Annotated in this window: 14 protein-coding genes; 11 read left to right on the plus strand and 3 right to left on the minus strand. The window is 71.5% G+C overall.

The features are described from left to right. Window positions 1-144: 144 nt before the first annotated feature. The gene (locus tag MM440_RS01815; RefSeq protein ID WP_241441481.1) at window positions 145-2,034 is read left to right on the plus strand and encodes a potassium transporter Kup; all 1,890 of its coding nucleotides are present in this window, start codon (window positions 145-147) and stop codon (window positions 2,032-2,034) included. Window positions 2,035-2,048: 14 nt separating this feature from the next. Further along, on the plus strand, window positions 2,049-2,855 hold the full coding sequence (locus tag MM440_RS01820) for a hypothetical protein (RefSeq protein ID WP_241441482.1): 807 nt from the start codon (window positions 2,049-2,051) through the stop codon (window positions 2,853-2,855). A 15-nt stretch (window positions 2,856-2,870) separates the two neighbouring features. Here MM440_RS01820 and MM440_RS17185 read toward each other — a convergent pair whose 3' ends face one another. Further along, window positions 2,871-3,410, minus strand: a complete 540-nt coding sequence (locus tag MM440_RS17185) for a DUF1345 domain-containing protein (protein WP_338155588.1) — start codon at window positions 3,408-3,410, stop codon at window positions 2,871-2,873. Window positions 3,411-3,615: 205 nt separating this feature from the next. Between MM440_RS17185 and galE the strand changes: the two genes are divergently transcribed. The 8 genes from galE to MM440_RS01865 all read left to right on the plus strand — a co-directional run bounded on the left by galE (window position 3,616) and on the right by MM440_RS01865 (window position 14,961). Further along, complete coding sequence (galE, locus tag MM440_RS01830; protein WP_241441484.1) at window positions 3,616-4,635, plus strand: UDP-glucose 4-epimerase GalE; 1,020 nt, start codon at window positions 3,616-3,618, stop codon at window positions 4,633-4,635. Between the two features lie 242 nt (window positions 4,636-4,877). Further along, on the plus strand, window positions 4,878-6,383 hold the full coding sequence (locus MM440_RS01835) for a cytochrome ubiquinol oxidase subunit I (protein ID WP_241441485.1): 1,506 nt from the start codon (window positions 4,878-4,880) through the stop codon (window positions 6,381-6,383). 16 nt (window positions 6,384-6,399) lie between these two features. Continuing rightward, entirely contained in the window at window positions 6,400-7,482 is a 1,083-nt protein-coding gene (cydB, locus tag MM440_RS01840) for a cytochrome d ubiquinol oxidase subunit II (protein ID WP_241441486.1), read from the plus strand. Next, on the plus strand, window positions 7,479-9,155 hold the full coding sequence (gene cydD, locus MM440_RS01845) for a thiol reductant ABC exporter subunit CydD (RefSeq protein ID WP_241441487.1): 1,677 nt from the start codon (window positions 7,479-7,481) through the stop codon (window positions 9,153-9,155). The genes cydB and cydD overlap by 4 nt, the downstream gene beginning before the upstream one ends. Continuing rightward, complete coding sequence (gene cydC, locus MM440_RS01850; RefSeq protein ID WP_241441488.1) at window positions 9,152-10,861, plus strand: thiol reductant ABC exporter subunit CydC; 1,710 nt, start codon at window positions 9,152-9,154, stop codon at window positions 10,859-10,861. The genes cydD and cydC overlap by 4 nt, the downstream gene beginning before the upstream one ends. Window positions 10,862-10,878: 17 nt before the next feature. Continuing rightward, window positions 10,879-11,079: a hypothetical protein gene (locus MM440_RS01855; protein ID WP_241441489.1), complete on the plus strand. Its 201-nt coding sequence runs from the start codon at window positions 10,879-10,881 to the stop codon at window positions 11,077-11,079. Window positions 11,080-11,134: 55 nt separating this feature from the next. Continuing rightward, window positions 11,135-14,128: an alpha/beta fold hydrolase gene (locus MM440_RS01860; RefSeq protein ID WP_241441490.1), complete on the plus strand. Its 2,994-nt coding sequence runs from the start codon at window positions 11,135-11,137 to the stop codon at window positions 14,126-14,128. Continuing rightward, the gene (locus MM440_RS01865) at window positions 14,125-14,961 is read left to right on the plus strand and encodes an ABC transporter permease (protein WP_241441491.1); all 837 of its coding nucleotides are present in this window, start codon (window positions 14,125-14,127) and stop codon (window positions 14,959-14,961) included. Before MM440_RS01860 ends, MM440_RS01865 begins: the two co-directional genes overlap by 4 nt. Window positions 14,962-14,982: 21 nt before the next feature. Here the strand turns inward: MM440_RS01865 and MM440_RS01870 are convergent, their stop codons facing one another. Together MM440_RS01870 and MM440_RS01875 are read right to left on the minus strand one after the other, a co-directional pair. Next, complete coding sequence (locus MM440_RS01870) at window positions 14,983-17,541, minus strand: glycogen/starch/alpha-glucan phosphorylase (protein WP_420914118.1); 2,559 nt, start codon at window positions 17,539-17,541, stop codon at window positions 14,983-14,985. A gap of 58 nt (window positions 17,542-17,599) precedes the next feature. Next, complete coding sequence (locus tag MM440_RS01875) at window positions 17,600-18,940, minus strand: MFS transporter (protein WP_241441492.1); 1,341 nt, start codon at window positions 18,938-18,940, stop codon at window positions 17,600-17,602. 194 nt (window positions 18,941-19,134) lie between these two features. Here MM440_RS01875 and MM440_RS01880 point away from each other — a divergent pair, with 194 nt between their 5' ends. Then, window positions 19,135-19,680 (plus strand): low molecular weight protein-tyrosine-phosphatase, encoded by a 546-nt coding sequence (locus MM440_RS01880; protein ID WP_241441493.1) that lies wholly within the window; start codon window positions 19,135-19,137, stop codon window positions 19,678-19,680. The last annotated feature ends 49 nt before the right edge of the window (window positions 19,681-19,729 follow it).

The raw sequence follows: 19,729 nt of genomic DNA on the forward strand, positions 1-19,729 counted from the left end.
GGTCGGGGTCTATGGTCGGTGCGTGTCGATTCTGCCGCACGTGCGCGCTCCGGCAAGGGGCGTCCAGGTCGCGAACTGCGCAACACCGTTGAAGCATGCGCTTCCTCAGGGGAGCCTCAGTGGTGGGTCGGAGGATGGTGACTCATGTCCCAGAAGCCGTTAGGGCCTCTCACGCTCGGTGCCCTCGGCGTGGTGTTCGGCGACATCGGCACCAGCCCGCTCTACTCGCTGCAGACGGTCTTCTCGATCGAGCACAACACCGTAGAACCCACCCACCAGGACGTGTACGGCGTCATCTCGCTGGTGTTCTGGTCGATCACGGTGGTCGTGAGCATCAAGTACGTCGCGTTCATCCTGCGCGCCGACAACGACGGCGAGGGCGGCATCCTCGCGCTGGCCGCTCTGCTGCGCAGCAAGCTGGGCTCGGACCGGCACACCACGGCCGTCGTGCTGCTGCTCGGCATCGTCGGCGCCGCCCTGTTCTACGGCGACAGCGTGATCACGCCCGCGATCTCGGTGATGTCGGCGGTCGAGGGGCTCGAGGTGGCCAACCCGGGCTTCGCCAGCTGGGTGCTGCCGTGCTCGGTGGGGATCCTCGCCGTCCTGTTCGTCGTGCAACGGTTCGGGACCGAGGTCGTCGGCCGCGCGTTCGGGCCGGTGATGGTCTGCTGGTTCGTGCTGCTGGCCGTGCTCGGGGTGCCGCACATCGCGCAGCACCCCGAGATCCTGCGGTCCGTCTCCCCCACCTACGCGATCCTGTTCGGGATCGACCGGCCCTGGGTGGCCTTCGTGGCGATGGGGGCGGTCGTGCTGACGATCACCGGTGCCGAGGCGCTCTACGCGGACATGGGGCACTTCGGTGCCCGGCCCATCCGGCTCGCCTGGTTCGGACTGGTCTTCCCGTCGCTGCTGCTGAACTACCTCGGGCAGGGCGCGATGATGCTGCACGACCCGAGCACCGTCGCCAACCCGTTCTTCTCGCTCGCGCCGAGCTGGGCGACCGTGCCGCTCGTCGTGCTGGCCACGCTCGCCACCGTCATCGCGTCGCAGGCGGTGATCTCGGGGGCGTTCTCGGTGTCCCGCCAGGCGGTCCGGCTGGGGCTGCTGCCGCGCCTGACGGTGAACCACACGAGCCGTGAGGAGGGCGGCCAGATCTACGTCCCGGCGATCAACTGGCTGCTGTTCGGCGGCGTGCTGCTGCTGGTCGGGGTCTTCCAGGCGTCGGCGCGGCTGGCCACGGCCTACGGGCTCGCGGTGACCGGCACCCTGCTGCTCACGACCGGGCTGTTCCTGCTGCTCGCCCACCACGTGTGGGGCTGGGCGACCTGGAAGCTCGCGCTCTTCGCCGTGGTGATCGGCGGGGCCGAGCTGACCTTCTTCGCCGCCAACCTCACCAAGCTGGTGACCGGCGGCTGGCTGCCCCTGCTGATCGCCGCCGGGGTCGTCGTCGTGATGACCACCTGGCGGACCGGCGCCAAGCTGGTGACCGAGCGCCGGGTCGAGCTCGAGGGGCCGCTCACCGGCTTCATCGAGGAGGTCAACGAGCACAAGGTCCGACGCGTCCCCGGCCTCGCGGTCTACCCGCACCCCACCTTGGAGACCACCCCCCTCGCGCTGCGCGCCAACACCGACTTCAACCAGGTGCTGCACGAGCACGTCGTCATCCTGCGGATCGTCAACGAGGACGTGCCGCACATCCGGCACGTCGACCGGATCAGCGTGGACGACCTCGGGCACGAGGACGACGGCATCTTCGCGGTGAGCGTGCGGCTCGGCTTCAACGACGACCAGGACATCCCGAAGGCGCTGCGGCTCGCCGCCCCGCAGCTGGTCGAGTCCGAGATGAAGGTCGACGTGGCGCAGGCGCGCTACTTCCTCTCCGCCATCACCGTGCACCGCGGGGTTCGGCCCGAGCTGCCGCGCTGGCGGCAGGCGCTGTTCGTCGCGATGGCGCACAACGCCGCCAACCGGGTCCGCGTCTTCCACCTGCCGCCCGACCGCACGGTCGCCATGGGCGCGCACGTCGACCTGTAGCCGTCGACCCCGCGATGACGCAGGCCTTCCTCGCCGCCCTCGGCGCCACCGCGCTCTACGGCATCGCCTCGGTGCTGCAGGGGTTCGCCGCGCGCCGGGCGAGCGGGCCGGCCGTGGTGCGCCACCCCGCCTACCTGCTCGGCATCCTCGCCGACCTGCTCGCCTGGGCGCTGTCGCTCGTGGCGATGGTGTGGCTGCCGCTCTTCGTCGTGCAGTCGATGCTCGCAGGGTCGCTCGCGGTCGCCGTCGTGATCGGGTGGCCGGTCCTGCACCTCGCGCTGCGCCGCCAGGACTGGCTCGGGGTGGCGCTGGCCACGGCCGGCCTCGCGCTGGTGGCCCTCTGCGCCGGGCCCGAGTCCACGGTCCGGCCGGCCGCGTGGTTCGTCCCCGCCCTGGCCGTGGCGCTCGCGGTGCTCGTGGTCGCCGGGCTCGTCGGCTACAGCCGGCTGCCGGCGGTGGTGCTGGCGGGCATCGCGGGCGGGGGCTTCGCGGTCGCGGCGCTCGCCGGCCGCGCGCTGATGGGCGGCGGTCTGTCGGTGTCGCTCGAGCTGCTGGTGTCGCCCCTCGCCTGGATGGTGTGCGTGGGCGGCGGGCTCGGCACGCTGCTCTATGCGCGGGCGCTGGAGCGCGGCTCGTTCGGCGGGACCACCGCCGTCCTGTGGGTGGTCGAGTCGATCGTGCCCGGCGTGGTGGGGCTCGTCGCGCTCGGCGACACGGTGCGGGCCGGTTGGGGTGCGCCTGCGGCGGCCGGGGTAGCCCTCAGCGTCGCCGGTTGCGTCGTCCTCGCCCTCTCGCCGACCCAGGAGGCGGTGGCGGCCTGAGACGTCAGGGTCGGTCTACTTGCCGGTGATGACGGAGATCGCGAGGGCGACGACCGCGGCGTTGTAGAAGAAGCTGAGCACGCTGTGCAGCAGCACCCGGAAGCGCATCCGGCGCGAGGTGATCTCGACGTCGCTCGTCGCGAACGACGACCCGAGCGTGAAGGCCAGATAGACGAAGTCGACCGGGCGAGGGGTGCTGGTGGCCGGGAAGCGCAGGCCGCCCTCGCGGGCGTGGGCGCGCTCGTAGAGGCTCGCGAAACCGGTCTGCAGGATCGCCCAGGAGAAGACCATGGCCGCGGTGCCGAGGATGTTGAAACGCGAGCTTGGTGTGCGAGTCCACCTCCGCGTCGGCCTTGACCAGCGTCGACACCAGCGCGGCGGTGACGCCGACGAGGCTCGTGATGGCGGGGGGCAGCCAGACGTAGCGCCCCAGCAGGGAGACGTCGATCGTTGTGATCGTGCCGCTCGCCTGCGCGCGGTCGTCGACGCGGGCGCCCCACCACAGGGCCGCCCCACCGGCGACGAGGAAGAACATCGCCAGCGCGTTCCACGCACCGAGGACGATCCGCTCGTCGATGGGGATCACGTTGAAGACGAACTCCAGGCCGACGAGAGCCAAGAGGATCTCGAGGCCGCGGAAGGCGACAAGGCTACGCTGAGTCACCACGCCAGTATGGCCGGGCGACCGCTCGGTCACCGCACGTTCGCGGCTCACCCGAGACGCGCCCGTCGCACGGCCCCAGCCCGTAGGCTCGACCCCATGCGCGTTCTCGTCAGCGGGGGTGCCGGCTACATCGGCTCGCACACCGTCCTTCAGCTCCTGTCCGCGGGTCACGACGTCGTCGTGGTCGACAACTTCTCCAACGCCAAGCCCACCGTCATGGCGCGGCTCGAGGCTCTCGCCGGGCAACCCATCGAGGTGCACGGCTTCGACCTCACCGACTACGACAAGACCGAGCACCTGTTCGCCAGCGAGCCGTTCGACGCGGTGATCCACTTCGCCGGGTTCAAGGCCGTTGGCGAGTCGGTGGAGAAGCCGCTGGAGTACTACGAGAACAACCTGGACTCGACCTTCTCGCTGGTGCGGGCGATGGCCAAGCACGGCGTGAAAAAGCTCGTCTTCTCCTCGTCCGCCACGGTCTACGGCGAGGACGCGCCGGTGCCGATGAAGGAGGACTTCCCGACCTCGGCGACCAACCCCTACGGCTGGACCAAGGTGATGATCGAGCAGATCCTGCGCGACGTCGCCGTGGCCGACCCGAGCATGCGCATCGCGCTGCTGCGCTACTTCAACCCCGTCGGCGCCCACCCGAGCGGCACCATCGGTGAGGACCCGCAGGGCATCCCCAACAACCTCGTCCCGTTCATCGCCCAGGTGGCCGTGGGTCGGCGCGAGCACCTCAACATCTTCGGCGACGACTACGACACCGAGGACGGCACCGGCGAGCGCGACTACATCCACGTCGAGGACCTCGCCGCCGGTCACGTCGCGGCGCTGGAGAAGCTCGGTAGCACCGACGCCCCCGTCTCGACCTGGAACCTCGGCACCGGCAACCCCACCTCGGTCAAGCAGATGCTCGCGGCCTTCTCCCGCGCCGTCGGTCGCGAGCTGCCCTACGTCGTGGCCCCCCGCCGCGCCGGCGACATCGCCGCGTCCTACGCCGACCCCACGAAGGCCAACGCCGAGCTGGGCTGGCAGGCCACCAAGACGATCGACGACATGTGCGCCGACGTGTGGCGCTGGCAGTCCAACAACCCGAATGGGTATCCCGACGCCTGAACGGACACGTTCGGACCACCCGAACGGACGTGATCGGTCTCACAGCACGAGGCCCCCGGCTGAGCCCGGGGCCTCGTGCTGTCCCCGCCTGGGTGGAGATCGCCACGTTCTCTTGCTATGCCCGTCACCGAGCGTGATGATGCGGTGGGCCAACGATCGCGCCTGCGGGGCACCCGGCTCTGGCCCTGCTCCGGCCCGCCCCGTAGCGTGCCACTCGTCTCGATCTAGCATCCGGAGGGGCGATGGACAACCTCGACCTGGCGCGGTGGCAGTTCGCCATCACGACCGTCTACCACTTCTTGTTCGTGCCGATCACGATCGGCATGTCCGCCGTGGTGGCCGGCTTCCACACGGCGTTCATCCGCACCCGCGGCGAGCACTGGGACCGGCTGGCGCAGTTCTTCAGCAAGCTCTTCCTCATCAACTTCGCACTCGGGCTCGTCACCGGCATCGTGCAGGAGTTCCAGTTCGGGATGAACTGGTCGAGCTACTCCCGCTTCGTCGGCGACATCTTCGGGGCGCCGCTCGCGTTCGAGGCGCTCCTCGCGTTCTTCCTGGAGTCGACCTTCCTCGGCCTGTGGATCTTCGGGCGCGGGCGGATGCCCGAGAAGCTGCACGCCGCGACGATCTGGATCGTCCACATCGGCACCGTGCTCTCCGCCTACTTCATCCTCGCGGCGAACTCGTTCATGCAGCACCCCGTGGGCTACCGCTACAACCCCGAGACGAGGCGAGCCGAGCTCACCGACTTCGTCGCCGTGCTGTTCAACAAGGTCCAGCTCGTCACCTTCCCGCACGTGATCTTCGCGGCCTACATGGCCGGAGGCGCGATGGTGCTGGCGGTGGCCCTGTGGCACTGGCGTCGTCGCCAGGGGCTGGCCGAGCTGTCCGAGTCGGACGAATCCGCCGGTGCGACAAGCGTGCTCGCGTCGCGCGGCGGGCTCCGGGACCGCGAGATGTATCGCCGCGCGGCTCGCGTCGGTGCCATCGTCACGCTGGTCGCCGGCCTCGGGGTCGTCGTCTCGGGTGACCTGCAGGGCAAGGTGATGACCGAGGTGCAGCCGATGAAGATGGCGGCGGCCGAGGCGCTCTACGAGACGGCGGAGCCGGCACCCTTCTCGATCTTCACCGTCGGGACCCTGGACGGGTCCAAACCCCTTGCCTCCGTAGAGATCCCGGGCCTGCTGAGCTTCCTCGGCACCGGCTCGTTCTCGGGTCGGGTCCAAGGCATCAACGACCTCAAGAAGCAGTATGCCGAGACCTACGCGGGCAACCCGCTCACGGCCGACGCCGGGGGCTATGTCCCGAACATCCCACTGTCCTACTGGACCTTCCGGCTGATGATCGGTGTGGGCCTGCTGAGCATGGCGCTCGCCGCGTGGTCGCTGTGGATCACCCGGCACCCCAACCACCTCGGCACCAGCCGTCGCGAACGGGCCTGGTGGCACTGGCTGATCATCGCGACGCCCCTGCTGCCGGTCGTCGGCTGCTCGTTCGGCTGGATCTTCACCGAGGTGGGTCGACAGCCCTGGCTGGTGTTCGGCCAGATGACCACCGCGACCGGCGTCTCGCCCAGCGTCGCGAGCTGGGAGGTGCTGCTGTCGATGACGGTCTACACGGTGCTCTACGCCGCGCTCGCCGTCATCGAGGTCTCCCTGTTCCTCAAGTACGCCAAGGCCGGCGCCCAGCCGGTCGCCCAGCCCGACGACCACAGCGACGAGGACTCCACCCTCGCCTTCGCCTACTGAGAGGCGTTGACCTGACATGGATCTCCAGCTCATCTGGTTCCTGCTCATCACGGTCCTGTGGACCGGCTACTTCGTCCTCGAGGGGTTCGACTTCGGCGTCGGCATGCTCCTGCCGATCCTCGGCGGGCGGTCCCGCGGGCCCGAGGGCGCGGCCGAGGTGGAGCGTCGCCGGCGGGTGCTGATCAACACGATCGGCCCGGTCTGGGACGGCAACGAGGTGTGGGTGCTGACCGCCGGCGGAGCGACCTTCGCGGCGTTCCCGCACTGGTACGCCACGCTGTTCAGCGGGTTCTACCTGCCGCTGCTGCTCATCCTCGTCGCCCTCATCGTGCGCAACATGGGCTTCGAGTACCGCCACAAGCGCGACGACGACACCTGGCGGCGTCGCTGGGACCTCGCCATCGTCATCGGGTCGGTCGTCCCCGCGTTCCTCTGGGGCGTCGCCTTCGCCAACATCGTGTGGGGCGTGCCGATCAACGCCGACATGGAGTACACCGGCACCCTGTTCACGCTGCTCGGCCCCGTCGGCCTCCTCGGCGGGCTGACGACGACCGCGCTCTTCCTCACGCACGGGGCGATCTACGTGTCGCTGAAGACCGTCGGCGAGATCCGTTTCCAGGCAAGGGCTTTCGCGTGGAAGGCGGGGCTGGTCGCGGCCCTGCTCGCCGTCGTCTTCCTCGGCGTGATGATGGTGCACACCGGTAGCCCGCTGTCCTGGGCGCTGTCGTTCCTCGCCGCTGTCTTCCTGGTCATCGGCCTCGTCATGATCCGAGCCGGGCACGAGGGCAAGGCCTTCCTCGGGTCGCTGCTCGCCATCGCGCTGGCCGTGTGGGCGCTGTTCGCCGCGCTGTTCCCCGACGTCATGCCCTCGAGCACCAACCCGGCCTGGTCGCTGACCTACCAGAACGCGTCGGCCTCCGACCTGACGCTCAAGATCATGACCGGAGCCGCGCTCATCTTCACCCCGATCGTGCTGCTCTACACCGGCTACACGTACTGGGTCTTCCGCAAGCGGATCGGCACCCAGCACATCCCGGCGCCGCACGAGCCCACCGATCAGCTGCTCGCCCAGGACGAGCGCGGGCAACGCATCGGATGAAGCCGTTCGACCCCGCCGTCCTGCGCCTGCTCCCGGCGGCGCGCCGACCCCTGGCCGTGCTGGTGCTGCTCGGCGTGGCCGCCGGGGTCGCGGCGCTGGCGCAGGCGTTCGCCCTGGCCACGGCCGTCACGGTGGTGGTGGATGGCTCGGGGTTGGGTGGCTCGGGGTTGGCTCGCTCCGGGGTGGGGACTGCGGTGCTGGTCCTTGCCGCTGTGCTCGCCGTGCGCGCCCTGCTCGCGGGCGCGACCGAGCTCGCGGCCTCCTGGGCGTCGCGGACCGTGTCGGCCGGTCTACGACGCACGCTGGTCGCGCACCTGGCGCGGCCGGAGCGGGGCGACGCGCTCGCCCCCGGCACCGCCGTAGCCCTCGTGACCCAGGGCGCCTCCGCCACCGAGCCGTACGTCGCGCGCTACCTGCCGGCGCTCGTCAGCGGCACCGTGCTGCCGGTGCTCGCGATCGCCACGATGCTCGTGATCGACTGGCGCAGCGGAATTCTCGTGCTGCTGACCGTCCCGCTGCTGCCCCTCTTCGCCGCCCTCATCGGGAGCGCCACCGCGCAGGCGAGCGCGCGTCGCTGGGCCACGCTGGCCCAGCTCGCCGGTCACTTCCTCGACGTGATGCGCGGGCTGCCGACCCTGGTGTCCTACGGGCGGGCGGAGCGTCAGGCCACCGTCATCGCCGAGACCAGCGAGCGGCACCGCCGGGCCACGATGTCGACGCTGCGCCTCGCCTTCCTGTCCTCGGCCGCGCTCGAGCTGCTCGCCACCATCTCGGTCGCCCTCGTGGCCGTGTCGGTCGGCATCCGGCTCACCTGGGGCGACCTCGACCTGCACACCGGCCTGGTAGCCATCCTGCTCGCCCCCGAGGCCTACTGGCCGATCCGTCGGGTGGGTCAGGAGTTCCACGCCGCCGCAGACGGCGCCGCCGCGCTCTCCCAGGCGGTCGAGGTGCTGGACGGGTCGGCCGCCGGGTTGCCTGCCGGGACGTCCGGCCGGTCGAGGGTGCCCGTGGGATCGAGAGGTGCGGACGCGTCGAGGGATGCGCACGCGTCGCTCGACGAGGGCACGATCCGGCTGGTCGACGTGGACTACCACTATCCCGGCTCGGAAAGCCTTGTGCTGCAGTCTCTCTCGTTCGACCTCGGCCCCGGACTGACCGTCATCACCGGACCGTCCGGCAGCGGCAAGTCGACCCTGCTGGACGTGCTGTGCGGTCTGCGACCGCCGACCCGCGGTGAGGTCACCGGCTTGGCGGCGGGCCGCGGACCGCACCTGGTCTCGCAGCGACCGTTCCTCGTGCCGGGCACGATCCGGGACAACCTGACCCTCGGCCTGGCGTCGCACCAGCGGCCCCGCGACGACGGGCTGTGGCAGGCGCTCACGCGGGTCGGGCTGGCCGAGACCGTCGCCGGCCTCCCGGGCGGGCTGTCGGCGACGATCGGTGACGACGGGGTCGGGCTGTCCGCCGGGCAGCGCGCCCGGCTCGCGCTCGCCCGGGCCCTGCTGCACGACCCGGCCGTCCTCGTCCTCGACGAACCCACCGCCCACCTCGACGCCGCCGGCACCGCGCACGTGGAGGACCTGCTCGTGTCGGTGGCGACCGAGCGGCCGGTGGTCGTCGTGACGCATCGGCCCTCCTTCGCGGCCCGCGCCGACCGGCAGGTGACGCGATGAGGCGCCGTCGTGCTTTCGGCCATGGTGCTTTCGGCGATGGTGCTTTCGGGCCCGGCCTGCTCGGTGGACTGGCGTCGGCCAGTGGCATCTCCCTCACCGCACTGTCCGGCTGGCTCGTTGTGTCGGCCAGCCACCGCCCGCAGATCCTCACCCTCATGGCGGCCATCGTCGGGGTGCGCGCGTTCGGCATGGCCCGGCCCGCCCTGCGCTACGCCGAGCGGCTGCTCTCCCACGACCGGGCGCTGGGTCAGCTCGCGGACGACCGGGTCACGGTCTACGAACGGCTGATCCCGCTCACCCCCGCGCGCCTCGGCCGGCGCTCCCGCAGCCAGGTGCTCACCGGCGCCGTCGACGACCTGGAGGACCAGGTCTACGCGCAGGTGCGGGTCGTGGTGCCCGTCGTCGGAGCGGCCGTGGCCGGGCTGCTGAGCGTGCTGGCCGTGGCGCTCTGGTCCTACGTCGCGGCCCTGATCGTGCTGGCGGGTCTGCTGGGTTGCGCCGCCGGGGCCGCGATGACCGGGTGGGGCGAACGCCGCTCGCAGCAGACCCTGCTCGCCGCGCGCGAGGACGTCTCGCGGCTCGCGACCCTGATCGTCACCCAGGCCCGTGAGATCGCGGCCGTCGGTGCCACCGGCCAGCTGCTCGACCAGCTCGACACCGCGCAGGCCATCGCCGCCCACGCCGAACGGCGACGCTCGTTGTGGCGCGCCGGCGGGCTGATCCTGACCGGTCTGGTGTGCGCCGCGACGACGGTGGTCATGGCGCTGCACGTGGCCGACCTGGTCCGCGGCGGTCTCTCCGACGCGGTCGGCGCGCTGCTCGTCCTCACGCCGGTCGCCGTCGCCGACGCCCTCGCCCTGCTGCCCGACGCGGCTGGCTCCTGGGCCCGCGCCGCGCGTGCCCGCGAGCGCCTCGGTGCCCTGCTCGATCAGCCCCCGGCCCTCGGCCCGCACGGCGACCTGGCTCTGGACTCCGGCCCGGCTGCGGTCGAGGGCCGGCAGCTCTGCGCCGAGTGGGTCGCGGGCCGGCCCGCCCTCGGCCCCGTAGACCTCACCGTCACCCCCGGCGACCGCATGCTCGTCACCGGCCCCAACGGCTGCGGGAAGTCCACCCTCCTGGCCGTGCTCGCCACCCACCTGGACCCCTCGTCGGGGCGGCTGCTGCTCGGCGGCACCCCGGTCGATCACGTCGCCGTTGCCGACCTGCGCGCCCGGGTGGCGGTGCTCGACGACGAGCCGCACGTCTTCGCCTCCACCGTGCGGGAGAACCTGCGGCTCGCCCGCCCCGGCGCCGACGACGACGCCCTGCGGGCAGCGCTGCGCGACGCCGACCTGGACGGCTGGCTCACAGCGCTGCCCGACGGCCTCGACACCCACCTCGGCGCCGGCGCGCGAGGAGTGTCCGGCGGTGAGCGCACCCGGCTGGGACTCGCCCGGGCGCACCTCAGCGAGCGTCCCGTCTACCTGCTGGACGAGCCGGTGGCCCACCTGGACCACGCCACCGCGACGGCCGTGCTGGAGGCCGTGGTCAGGCGCAGCCGCGAGCACGGCACCACCGTGGTGCTCGTCAGCCACGACGAGGAGCCGGTCCACGGCTTCACCACCCGGGTCGAGCTCGTGGCCCCGGTGGAGCTCACGGCGAGGGATCAGGTGACGCCCGTCCGCCCCGGGTGGGTGACAGGTGTCATGGGTGACGGGCGGCATTGACGGCCAGGATTGACGTCATGGAACGACGAACCCTCTCCTTCATCGCCTTGACCATCACGATCCTCTACGGCGTCTCCATGGCGGCCTTCCGCGACGTCGACGGCTACGCGCCGATCGGTGCCGGTGTGGTCGCCATCGCCTGGATCGCCGTGGGCATCCTCGGCCGCGGCGACGACGGCGGGGACCGTGACCGCGACCAGGTGCGCGACCGCGGCTGAACCGACCCCCGGACGGCGGCCGGGGTCTGTCACACCCGACTGTTAGCGTCACGCCATGGGTGACGAAGGCGAGCAGCACGCGGGCGGATGCGGACGCCCGGGCACGAGACGGCGGTGGGTCGCCGCGCTCGTCCCGGGGCTGGTCTCGATGCTCGTCTCGATGCTCGCCGCTGCGCTGGTGAGCCTGGCCGGGCCGGCCGCAACGGCGGTCGCCGCGCCGGGCCGTCTCGCGGCTGGCACTGCACCGAGCTATCTCACGGCTGTCGCCGCGCCGAGCTATCTCACGGCCGTTCAGCGCATCGCGGTCGGGCCCGAGCCCGACGGCACCCCGGTCACCCTGGACACCACGATCTACGCGCCGGCGGGCGCTGGGGGCTCGACGGCGCGGCACCCGGCCGTCCTGCTCGCCCACGGGCTCGGCGGCAGCAAGGCCGACCTCGAGGACGCCGCCGTCCTCCTGGTCGGCGAGGGCTTCGTCGTCCTCACCTACAGCGCGCGAGGATTCGGCGCCTCGAGCGGGCGCGTCCACCTGGACGACCCCGCCTTCGAGGTGGCCGACGCCCAGCGGCTGGTCGACACGCTCGCCGCCCGGCCCGACGTCCAGCTCGACGGGCCCAAGGACCCGCGCGTGGCGGTCGTCGGCGGCTCCTACGGCGGCGCGCTCGCCCTGATGCTGGCCGCCACCGACCCCCGCATCGACGCCGACGTCGCGTCGATCACCTGGCACGACCTGGCCGACGCGCTGTTCCCCCAGTCCGCCTCGGCCTCCAGCGCCGACTCGTCATCGGGTGCCACCCCCGGCCCGTTCAAGCAGCTGTGGGGCGCCCGCTTCTTCGCCGGTGCGCTCGGCGGTTCACCGTCCGGCTCACCCTCGCCCGGGGACGGAGCATCGCCATCCACGAACCCCTCAGCAACCCCTGCGGCGGGGGCGGCTGCCCGGGCGGCCGCGAGCGGGGCAGCGCTCTGCGGGCGCTACGACCCCACCGTCTGCCGGCTGATGGTCACGGCCATGGAGCGCGGCACGCCGGACCAGGCCCTGCTGGACCTGCTGCGCCGGCACAGCCCCGCCCCGCTGCTCGGGCGGCTGACCGCGCCCACGCTGCTCGTGCAGGGGCAGACCGACACCCTCTTCGGCCTCGACCAGGCCGATGCGACGGCGCGTGCCCTGACCGCTGCCGGCACGACGGTGGCCGTCCGGTGGACCGACGGCGGTCACGACGCGCCCTCGACGACGGCCGACGCCGACGAGCAGGCCACCGTCGACTGGCTGCGCCACTTCCTCGTCGACAGCCCGGGCCGCCGCGGGGCGGCGCGTCCGGGCCCGGCCTTCAGCTACACCCTGCCGCTCCCCCGGGGTGCGAGCACCACCCCGCTCGCCACCTCCGACCGTTACCCCGGGCTGACCGCTTCGGGCACCACCCTGCCGATCAGCGGCGCCGGCGGCCAGGTCGTCACGCCCCCTGGCGGCCAGCCCGCGTCGGTGACCACCGTCCCGGGGCTCGGCACCGCAGCGGCATCCCTCCCGACGTATCCCCTTGCGGCACTTCCTGGTTCGTCGATCGCGTTCACCACGTCGGCCGTGCAGGCCAAGACGCTGGTCGTCGGCTCACCGCGGGTCCGGCTGCGGGTGCGCTCGTCCGGGACCCAGGTCACGCTCTACGCGACCCTGTGGCAGGTGCGCGGCGGCAACGTCACGCGGCCCCGCTCGCTGGTCGCGCCGCTGCGCGTCACCATCCCGGCCGGGCAGACCCGCGAGGTCACCGTGGCGCTGCCGCCTGGCACCTACGATCTGGCCGCCGGCACCAGCTGGCGGGTCCTGCTCACCACGACCGACAGCGCGTTCGCCAACCCGCGGGACGTTCGGCTCGACCAGGTCTCGCTCGCCGCCACGCAGCTGGAACTGCCGACCCTGCCGGTGCCCCGCGCCGCCGCCGCGCCGCTGGACCGGGAGTCTCTCGGGGTCGCGATCGCCATCGGTGCCGCCCTCCTCGGGCTGCTCGGCCTCGGGGCCTGGCGGCGACACCGTCGCCGCGCGCTGCACCGCCGCGACGATCTCGCCGACGTGCCGCTCGTCGTCGAGGACCTGGTCAAGACCTACAAGGACGGCCACCGCGCGGTCGACGACGTGTCCTGGCGCGCCGAGCGCGGTCAGGTGGTCGGCCTGCTCGGGCCCAACGGCGCCGGCAAGACCACCACGATCCGGATGATGCTCGGGCTGATCCGGCCCGACAGCGGCCACGTCTACGTCCTCGGTGAGCCGGTCGGCCCTGGGTCCGCGGTGCTCGGCCGGGTCGGTGCCCTGGTCGAGGGGCCGGGGTTCCTGCCGCACCTGAGCGGGCGGGCCAACCTGCACGCCTACTGGGAGGCGACCGGCCGCCCCGACGAGGAGGCCGCTTTCGAGGACGCCTACGCGGTCGCCGCGCTCGGTGGCGCGCTGGACCGGCCCGTGCGCACCTACAGCCAGGGCATGCGCCAGCGGCTCGGCATCGCCCAGGCGATGCTCGGCAAGCCCGAGCTGCTCTTCCTCGACGAGCCGACCAACGGCCTGGACCCGCCCCAGATCGCGGCGATGCGCCCGATCCTGCAGGACTACGCCGCGACCGGGCGCACCGTCGTGGTCTCGAGCCACCTCCTCGGCGAGGTCGAGCAGACCTGCAGCCACGTCGTCGTGATGCACGCCGGTCGGGTCGTCGCCGCGGGAGCCGTCGCCGACCTGCTCTCCAGCGACGACGTCACCGTGCTCGACCTCGACGCGGCCGAGGACCCGGCCCCGCTGGCCGAGGCGCTGCGCGCGGTGCCGGGTGTCGAGGCCGTCGAGATCGCACCCCCGTCCGTCGACCGCACCGGCGCCCGTGTCACGGTGCGCGCCACGCTGAGCCGCGCCGACGTGGTGCGGGCGGCCGTCGGGCAGGGCGCCGAGATCGTCGCCGTCGCCGGCCACCGACACCTCGAGGAGGTCTTCTTGCGCTACATCGAGCAGGCCCACGCGAGCGACGCCGACCAGAGCGCCTCGCTCAGCGAGCGGCTGCGGCAGGTGAGGGCCCGATGAGCGCGCACCGCCGAGCCCCGCTGTCGCTGCGCGCCGAGACCCGGCGCCAGCTCGGGCGCCGGCGCACCCTGTGGATCTTCGGCATCCTGCTGGCGCTGCCGGTCATCTTCGTCGCGGCGTTCGCGCTCGACTCCGGGCGGCGCCCCAACGGCACCCGCATGGTCGATCTCGCGACCGGCGGCTCGGCCAACTTCACCATCTTCGTGCTGCTGGTCTCGGCCGAGCTGCTGCTCGCGATCGTCGCGGCCCTGCTCGCCGGCGACCCCGTGCCCGCCGAGGCGTCCTGGGCCTCGTTGCGCTACCTGCTCACCGCTCCCGTCACCCGAGCCAGGCTGCTGACCAGCAAGCTCCTGGTCGGCGTCGGGTCGCTGGTCGCCGCCGTGCTGCTGCTCGCCGGCTGGTCGCTGCTCGTCGGGTGGGTTGCCTACGGCTCCGCGGGTTTCCTCGTGCCGGGCGGGGGCAGCATCCCCTGGTCCGAGCTGTGGCCGCGGCTGCTCGTCATCGTCGGCTACCTGCTGGTCTCGGCCCTGCCGGTGGCGGCGATCGCGTTCTGGGTCGGCGTGCGCACCGATACCCCACTCGCCGCGGTGGGCGGGGCGGTGATCGTGCTGATCGTGTCCGGCATCCTGGACTCGATCGACGCCCTCGGCACCTGGCGCGACGCCCTGCTCGGGCACTACTCGCGCGCGTGGATGGACCTGCTGGCGCCCGGGCCCCTCGACGCGGTCGACTGGACCGACCTGCGCCGAGGGGCGCTGTGGGCCACGCTCTACACGATCGTGTTCGTGGCCCTCGGCTACCGCCGGTTCGCCCGCAAGGACATCCTCAGCTGACCGGCTGCGAGCGCTGCGCCATCACCGGCGCGGCGACACGTGCCAGATGCGGTCCATGTAGTCCGTCATCGCCCGGTCGGAGGAGAAGAACCCGCTCCGGGCGACGTTGAGGATCGCCGAGCGCGACCAGGCGTCCGGGTCGGCGTAGCGCTCGTCGACCCGCTCCTGGGCCTCGATGTAGGACTGGTAGTCCGCGAGCACCATGAACCGGTCGTTGTAGAGCAGGTCGCCGACGATCGGGCCCACGGCCTCCCGGTCGCCACCGGTGAAGGCACCGCTCGCGATGAGGTCGATGGCCCGACGCAGCGACTCGTTGCTCTCGTAGAACGCCGACGGCCGGTAGCCCTTGGCCTGCAGCTCCTCCACCTGCGGCTCGGACAGCCCGAAGAGGAAGAAGTTGTCGTCGCCGACCAGCTGGCGGATCTCGACGTTGGCACCGTCGTCGGTGCCGATGGTGAGCGCGCCGTTGAGGGCGAACTTCATGTTGCCCGTGCCCGAGGCCTCCTTGCCCGCGAGCGAGATCTGCTCGGACAGGTCGGCGGCCGGGATCAGCGTCTCGGCCAGCGTGACGTTGTAGTTGGGCGGGAAGGCGACCGCGAGCCGACCGTCGACGCGCGGGTCGTTGTTGACGGTCTCGGCCACCCGGTTGATCAGGTGGATGATCTCCTTGGCCATCCGGTAGCCCGGCGCGGCCTTGGCGCCGAAGACGAAGGTGCGCGGGGTGATGTCCTCGATCTTCGCCTGCCCCGACACGACCAGGTCGTAGAGCGCGACGATGTGCAGCACCTTGAGCAGCTGCCGCTTGTACTCGTGCAGCCGCTTGACCATCACGTCGAGCATGGCGTCCTCGGGCAGGACCAGGCCGTCGCGCTGCTCGAGCAGCGCCCGCAGACGCACCTTGTTTGCGGCCTTGACCTCGCGGAAGGACGCGCGGAACTCGGGGTCCTCCGCGTAGGGCTCGAGCTCGCGCAGCCGCTCGAGGTCGTTCAGCCAGCCGACGCCGATGGTGTCGGTGATCAGCGTCGACAGCAGCGGGTTGGCGAGCTTGATGAAGCGCCGCGGCGTGACCCCGTTGGTGACGTTGGTGAACTTCTCCGGCCACATGGCCGAGAAGTCGGGCAGCACCTTGTCGCGCAGCAGCTGGGAGTGCAGCTCGGCGACGCCGTTGACCTTCGCGCCGGCGACCGTCGCGAGGTAGGCCATGCGGACCGACCGCTCCGGGTACTCCGCGATGATCGACATGTTGCGCGCCTTGAGCTCGTCGCCGGGGAAGGTCTTGCGGACCTCGGCGAGGAACTCGTCGTTGATGCGGTAGATGATCTCGAGGTGGCGCGGCAGCAGCTTGCCGAGCAGCTCGGTGGGCCAGACCTCGAGCGCCTCGGGCAGCAACGTGTGACAGGTGTAGGCGAAGCACTGCTGGGTGATCGCCCAGGCCTCGTCCCACGCCATCCCGCGGTCGTCGACCAGCACGCGCATCAGCTCGGGGATGGCGATGACCGGGTGAGTGTCGTTGAGCTGGAAGATGATCCGCTCGGGCAGCTTGGTGATGTCGAAGTCCGCCGGCAGCACGTAGTTGAGGAAGTCGCTGATCGAGCAGGCGACGAAGAAGTACTGCTGCTGCAGGCGCAGCTCGCGGCCCTGCGGCGTCGAGTCCTCCGGGTAGAGCACCTTGGAGATGTTCTCGGCGAAGGTCTGGGCGCGCACCGCTGCGGTGTAGTCGCCGGAGTTGAAGATGGCGAGGTCGAAGGACTGCGTGGCCACCGCGCTCCACAGCCGCAGCGTGTTGACCCGGCCGTTCTGGTAGCCGGGCACGAGGTAGTTGTGCGGGATGCCCTTGACGTTCGAGTCCGGGATCCAGCGGGTGCGCTCTACGCCGTCGTCGTCGGTGTAGGTCTCGGTGCGACCACCGAAGCCGACCTGCACGGAGTTCTCCGGGTGGGCGACCTCCCACGGGCTGCCGAGGTCCAGCCAGGTGTCCGGCTGCTCGACCTGACGCCCGTCGACGAAGGTCTGGCGGAAGATGCCGAACTCGTAGCGGATGCCGTAGCCGATCGCGGACACGTTCATCGACGCCAGCGAGTCGACGAAGCAGGCCGCGAGGCGACCGAGGCCGCCGTTGCCGAGGCCGGGCTCGATCTCCTGGGCGCGCACGACGTCGATGTCGATGCCGCACGCGGCGAGCCCCTTCTCGACGGTGTCGGTGAGGCCGGTCGCGAGCAGCGCGTTGTCGAACTGTCGGCCGAGGAGGTACTCGGCCGACAGGTAGGCCACCGACTTGGCCTGGGTCTCGCGCTGACGCCGCTGGGTCTCCAGCCACTGCGCCATGAGGTAGCTGCGGACTGCGCGCGCCGACGCGAGGTACTGGTCGTTGACCGACGAGCGGGACAGGGCCACCCCCTGCCCGTAGTTGAGCTCGTGCAGGAACTCCTTGACGAATCCCTCCACGGTGTGGGGCGGGGAGACGACGGGCCCCAGGGCGAGGGGCGAGGTGACCGGGAGCTCGGGACCGTAGGACGCGAATCTAGGGTTCGACTCGTCGGACATCTGCGGTGCGGCCGACCCGGCTGGCTGAGTGCTCATGCGAAGAGCGTTCCCTGCCGTATCAGGAGTGTCAAACCACCCCGCCGCCCGGGGGCCGTCAGCGGCCGACCGAGACCCGCAGCGTCTTCGTGAGGGCCATCGCGATCGCACCGATCAGACCGACCGCGGCGAAGATGAAGAAGCCCTGGGGGTAGGCGAGCCCGCGGTCGAGCAGCAGGCCGCCGAGCAGCGGGCCGGCGATGCCGCCGAGACGTCCCACGCCGGCCGACATGCCGAGCGCGGTCGCGCGGACGGCGGGCGGGTAGTTGGCCGAGGTGAACGCGTAGACCAGGACCTGCGAGCTGAACACGAAGAAGCCGGTGAGGAAGATCATCGCGTACATGCCGGCGAGCGGGAGCTTGATCGTGAGCGCCGCGAGGAAGCAGGCCGCGGCGAGGAACCACCCGACGGCCGTGATGCGCGGGGTCAGCCGGTCGCCGATCCGACCACCGACGAACAGGCCGGCGATGGCGCCGATGTTGAGCATGAGCAGCATGCCGAGGGAGTTGCCGAGGTCGTACTTGGCCTTCTGCATGATCTGCGGCAGCCAGGTGTTGAGGCCGTAGACGAGCAGCAGGCCCATGAACGAGGCGACGAAGATGGCGAGGGTGTTGCGGGCGTACGGCCCGGACATGACCAGCCCGAGGCCCTTCTTGTCGGTCGTCGGGTGGGTGGGCGCCATGTCGGAGAACTCGCGGACCTCCTCGACCGGCTTCTCGACGTGCAGCCCGTAGTGTCGCGCGACGACCTCGGCCTCCTCGTGGCGACCGACGCTCTCGAGGTAGGACGGGGACTCGGGGAGGAACTTCATCATCAGCGGGACGACGATGAGCGCCGGGACGATGGCCGAGATGAACATGGCGTGCCAGCCGAACCGGGAGATCAGCACGATCGCGAGCGCGGAGGTCAGCACGGCGCCCACGTGGTAGCCCGTCATGACTCGGGTCGTCGCGTGGCTGGTCTTGTCGCGGTGCGCGAACTCGCCCACCATCGCGATGGCCGTCGGCAGGCAGCCGCCGAGGCCGACGCCGGCGAGGAAGCGCAGCAGCCCGAACATGAACAGGTTGGGGGCGAAGGCCGCGGCGAAGGTGAACAGCGAGAACGCCGAGACGCACGCCATCAGCACCTTGCGGCGGCCGAGCTTGTCGGTGAGGAAGCCGAGGCCGAGGCCACCGACGACCATGCCGACCAGACCGAGCGTGGCCACGGTCGTCGCGCCCGCCGTGGTGATGCCCCACTCCTTGGCCTTGAGCAGGCTCGGGATCACGGTGCCGAGCACGACCGCGTCGTAGCCGTCCATCAAGATGGCGGCCCAGCAGAGGGTGGGCACCCAGTGGAGCGCCCCGAGCGGGGTGCGGGACATGCCCTGCACCTGGGACGGCGTGGCTGAGCTGGACATGGCACTCCTTCGTGACCGATGTTCGTTGTGCGAACGACTGTTCGTCAGATGACTCACCACTAGGAAAACACAGGAATCCTGTCGACACCAGAGGTTCTCGATCACCTTTGCACACCGTTACCGTCACGACACCCGTCTCCGGGGGACCGGGTGCCCATTCGCCCCCGCGAGGCCCGTGAGCGCAGGATGAGGGCATGTCCCGCGAACGGAACCACCCGCTCTACCGGATCACCGTGGTGTGCTCCGGCAACATCTGCCGCTCCCCCATCGCCGAGATCGTGCTGCGGCGCCGGCTCGAGGAAGCCGGGCTCGGCGACACGGTGCAGGTCGACTCCGCCGGCACCGGCGCCTGGCACGTCGGCGACCAGGCCGACCACCGCGCGCTCGCCGCCCTGACCACCGGGGGCTACGACGGCAACAGCCATCGCGCCCGCCAGTTCGAGCCGGGGTGGTTCGAGCAGACGGACCTCGTGCTGGCCGCCGACCGCGGCCACGAGCGCCAGCTGCGCCGGCTCGCCGGATCCGAGGAGGACCGCGCCAAGGTCCAGCTGCTGCGCGCCTTCGACCCGGACGCCGTCGCGGCGGGGACGCTCGAGGTCGACGACCCCTACTACGGGGGTCCTGCGGACTTCGCCCGCACGTTGTCCGAGGTAGAACGTGCGGCCGACGGGATCGTCGACCACGTCCGCGACGCCGTGACGGGACCGGGCGGGCCGGCTGCTGGTCAGCCAGCCAGGTGATCCGAGCCGGTCGGTCGGTGCGTGCACCTGACAGGAAACGCTCGGCATG

This window comes from Arsenicicoccus piscis (genome assembly GCF_022568835.1).
In the GTDB taxonomy this organism is placed as follows: domain Bacteria; phylum Actinomycetota; class Actinomycetes; order Actinomycetales; family Dermatophilaceae; genus Arsenicicoccus; species Arsenicicoccus piscis.

What these genes read in the sequence shown, in the direction of transcription:
- MM440_RS01855 (WP_241441489.1), top strand. Translation starts at nt 10,879, where the DNA reads ATGGAACGACGAACCCTCTCCTTCATCGCCTTGACCATCACGATCCTC.
- galE (WP_241441484.1), top strand. Translation starts at nt 3,616, where the DNA reads ATGCGCGTTCTCGTCAGCGGGGGTGCCGGCTACATCGGCTCGCACACC.
- MM440_RS01815 (WP_241441481.1), top strand. Translation starts at nt 145, where the DNA reads ATGTCCCAGAAGCCGTTAGGGCCTCTCACGCTCGGTGCCCTCGGCGTG.
- MM440_RS01860 (WP_241441490.1), top strand. Translation starts at nt 11,135, where the DNA reads ATGGGTGACGAAGGCGAGCAGCACGCGGGCGGATGCGGACGCCCGGGC.
- MM440_RS01880 (WP_241441493.1), top strand. Translation starts at nt 19,135, where the DNA reads ATGTCCCGCGAACGGAACCACCCGCTCTACCGGATCACCGTGGTGTGC.
- cydD (WP_241441487.1), top strand. Translation starts at nt 7,479, where the DNA reads ATGAAGCCGTTCGACCCCGCCGTCCTGCGCCTGCTCCCGGCGGCGCGC.
- MM440_RS01820 (WP_241441482.1), top strand. Translation starts at nt 2,049, where the DNA reads ATGACGCAGGCCTTCCTCGCCGCCCTCGGCGCCACCGCGCTCTACGGC.
- MM440_RS01835 (WP_241441485.1), top strand. Translation starts at nt 4,878, where the DNA reads ATGGACAACCTCGACCTGGCGCGGTGGCAGTTCGCCATCACGACCGTC.
- MM440_RS01865 (WP_241441491.1), top strand. Translation starts at nt 14,125, where the DNA reads ATGAGCGCGCACCGCCGAGCCCCGCTGTCGCTGCGCGCCGAGACCCGG.
- MM440_RS01875 (WP_241441492.1), bottom strand. Translation starts at nt 18,940, where the DNA reads ATGTCCAGCTCAGCCACGCCGTCCCAGGTGCAGGGCATGTCCCGCACC.
- cydB (WP_241441486.1), top strand. Translation starts at nt 6,400, where the DNA reads ATGGATCTCCAGCTCATCTGGTTCCTGCTCATCACGGTCCTGTGGACC.
- cydC (WP_241441488.1), top strand. Translation starts at nt 9,152, where the DNA reads ATGAGGCGCCGTCGTGCTTTCGGCCATGGTGCTTTCGGCGATGGTGCT.
- MM440_RS01870 (WP_420914118.1), bottom strand. Translation starts at nt 17,541, where the DNA reads ATGAGCACTCAGCCAGCCGGGTCGGCCGCACCGCAGATGTCCGACGAG.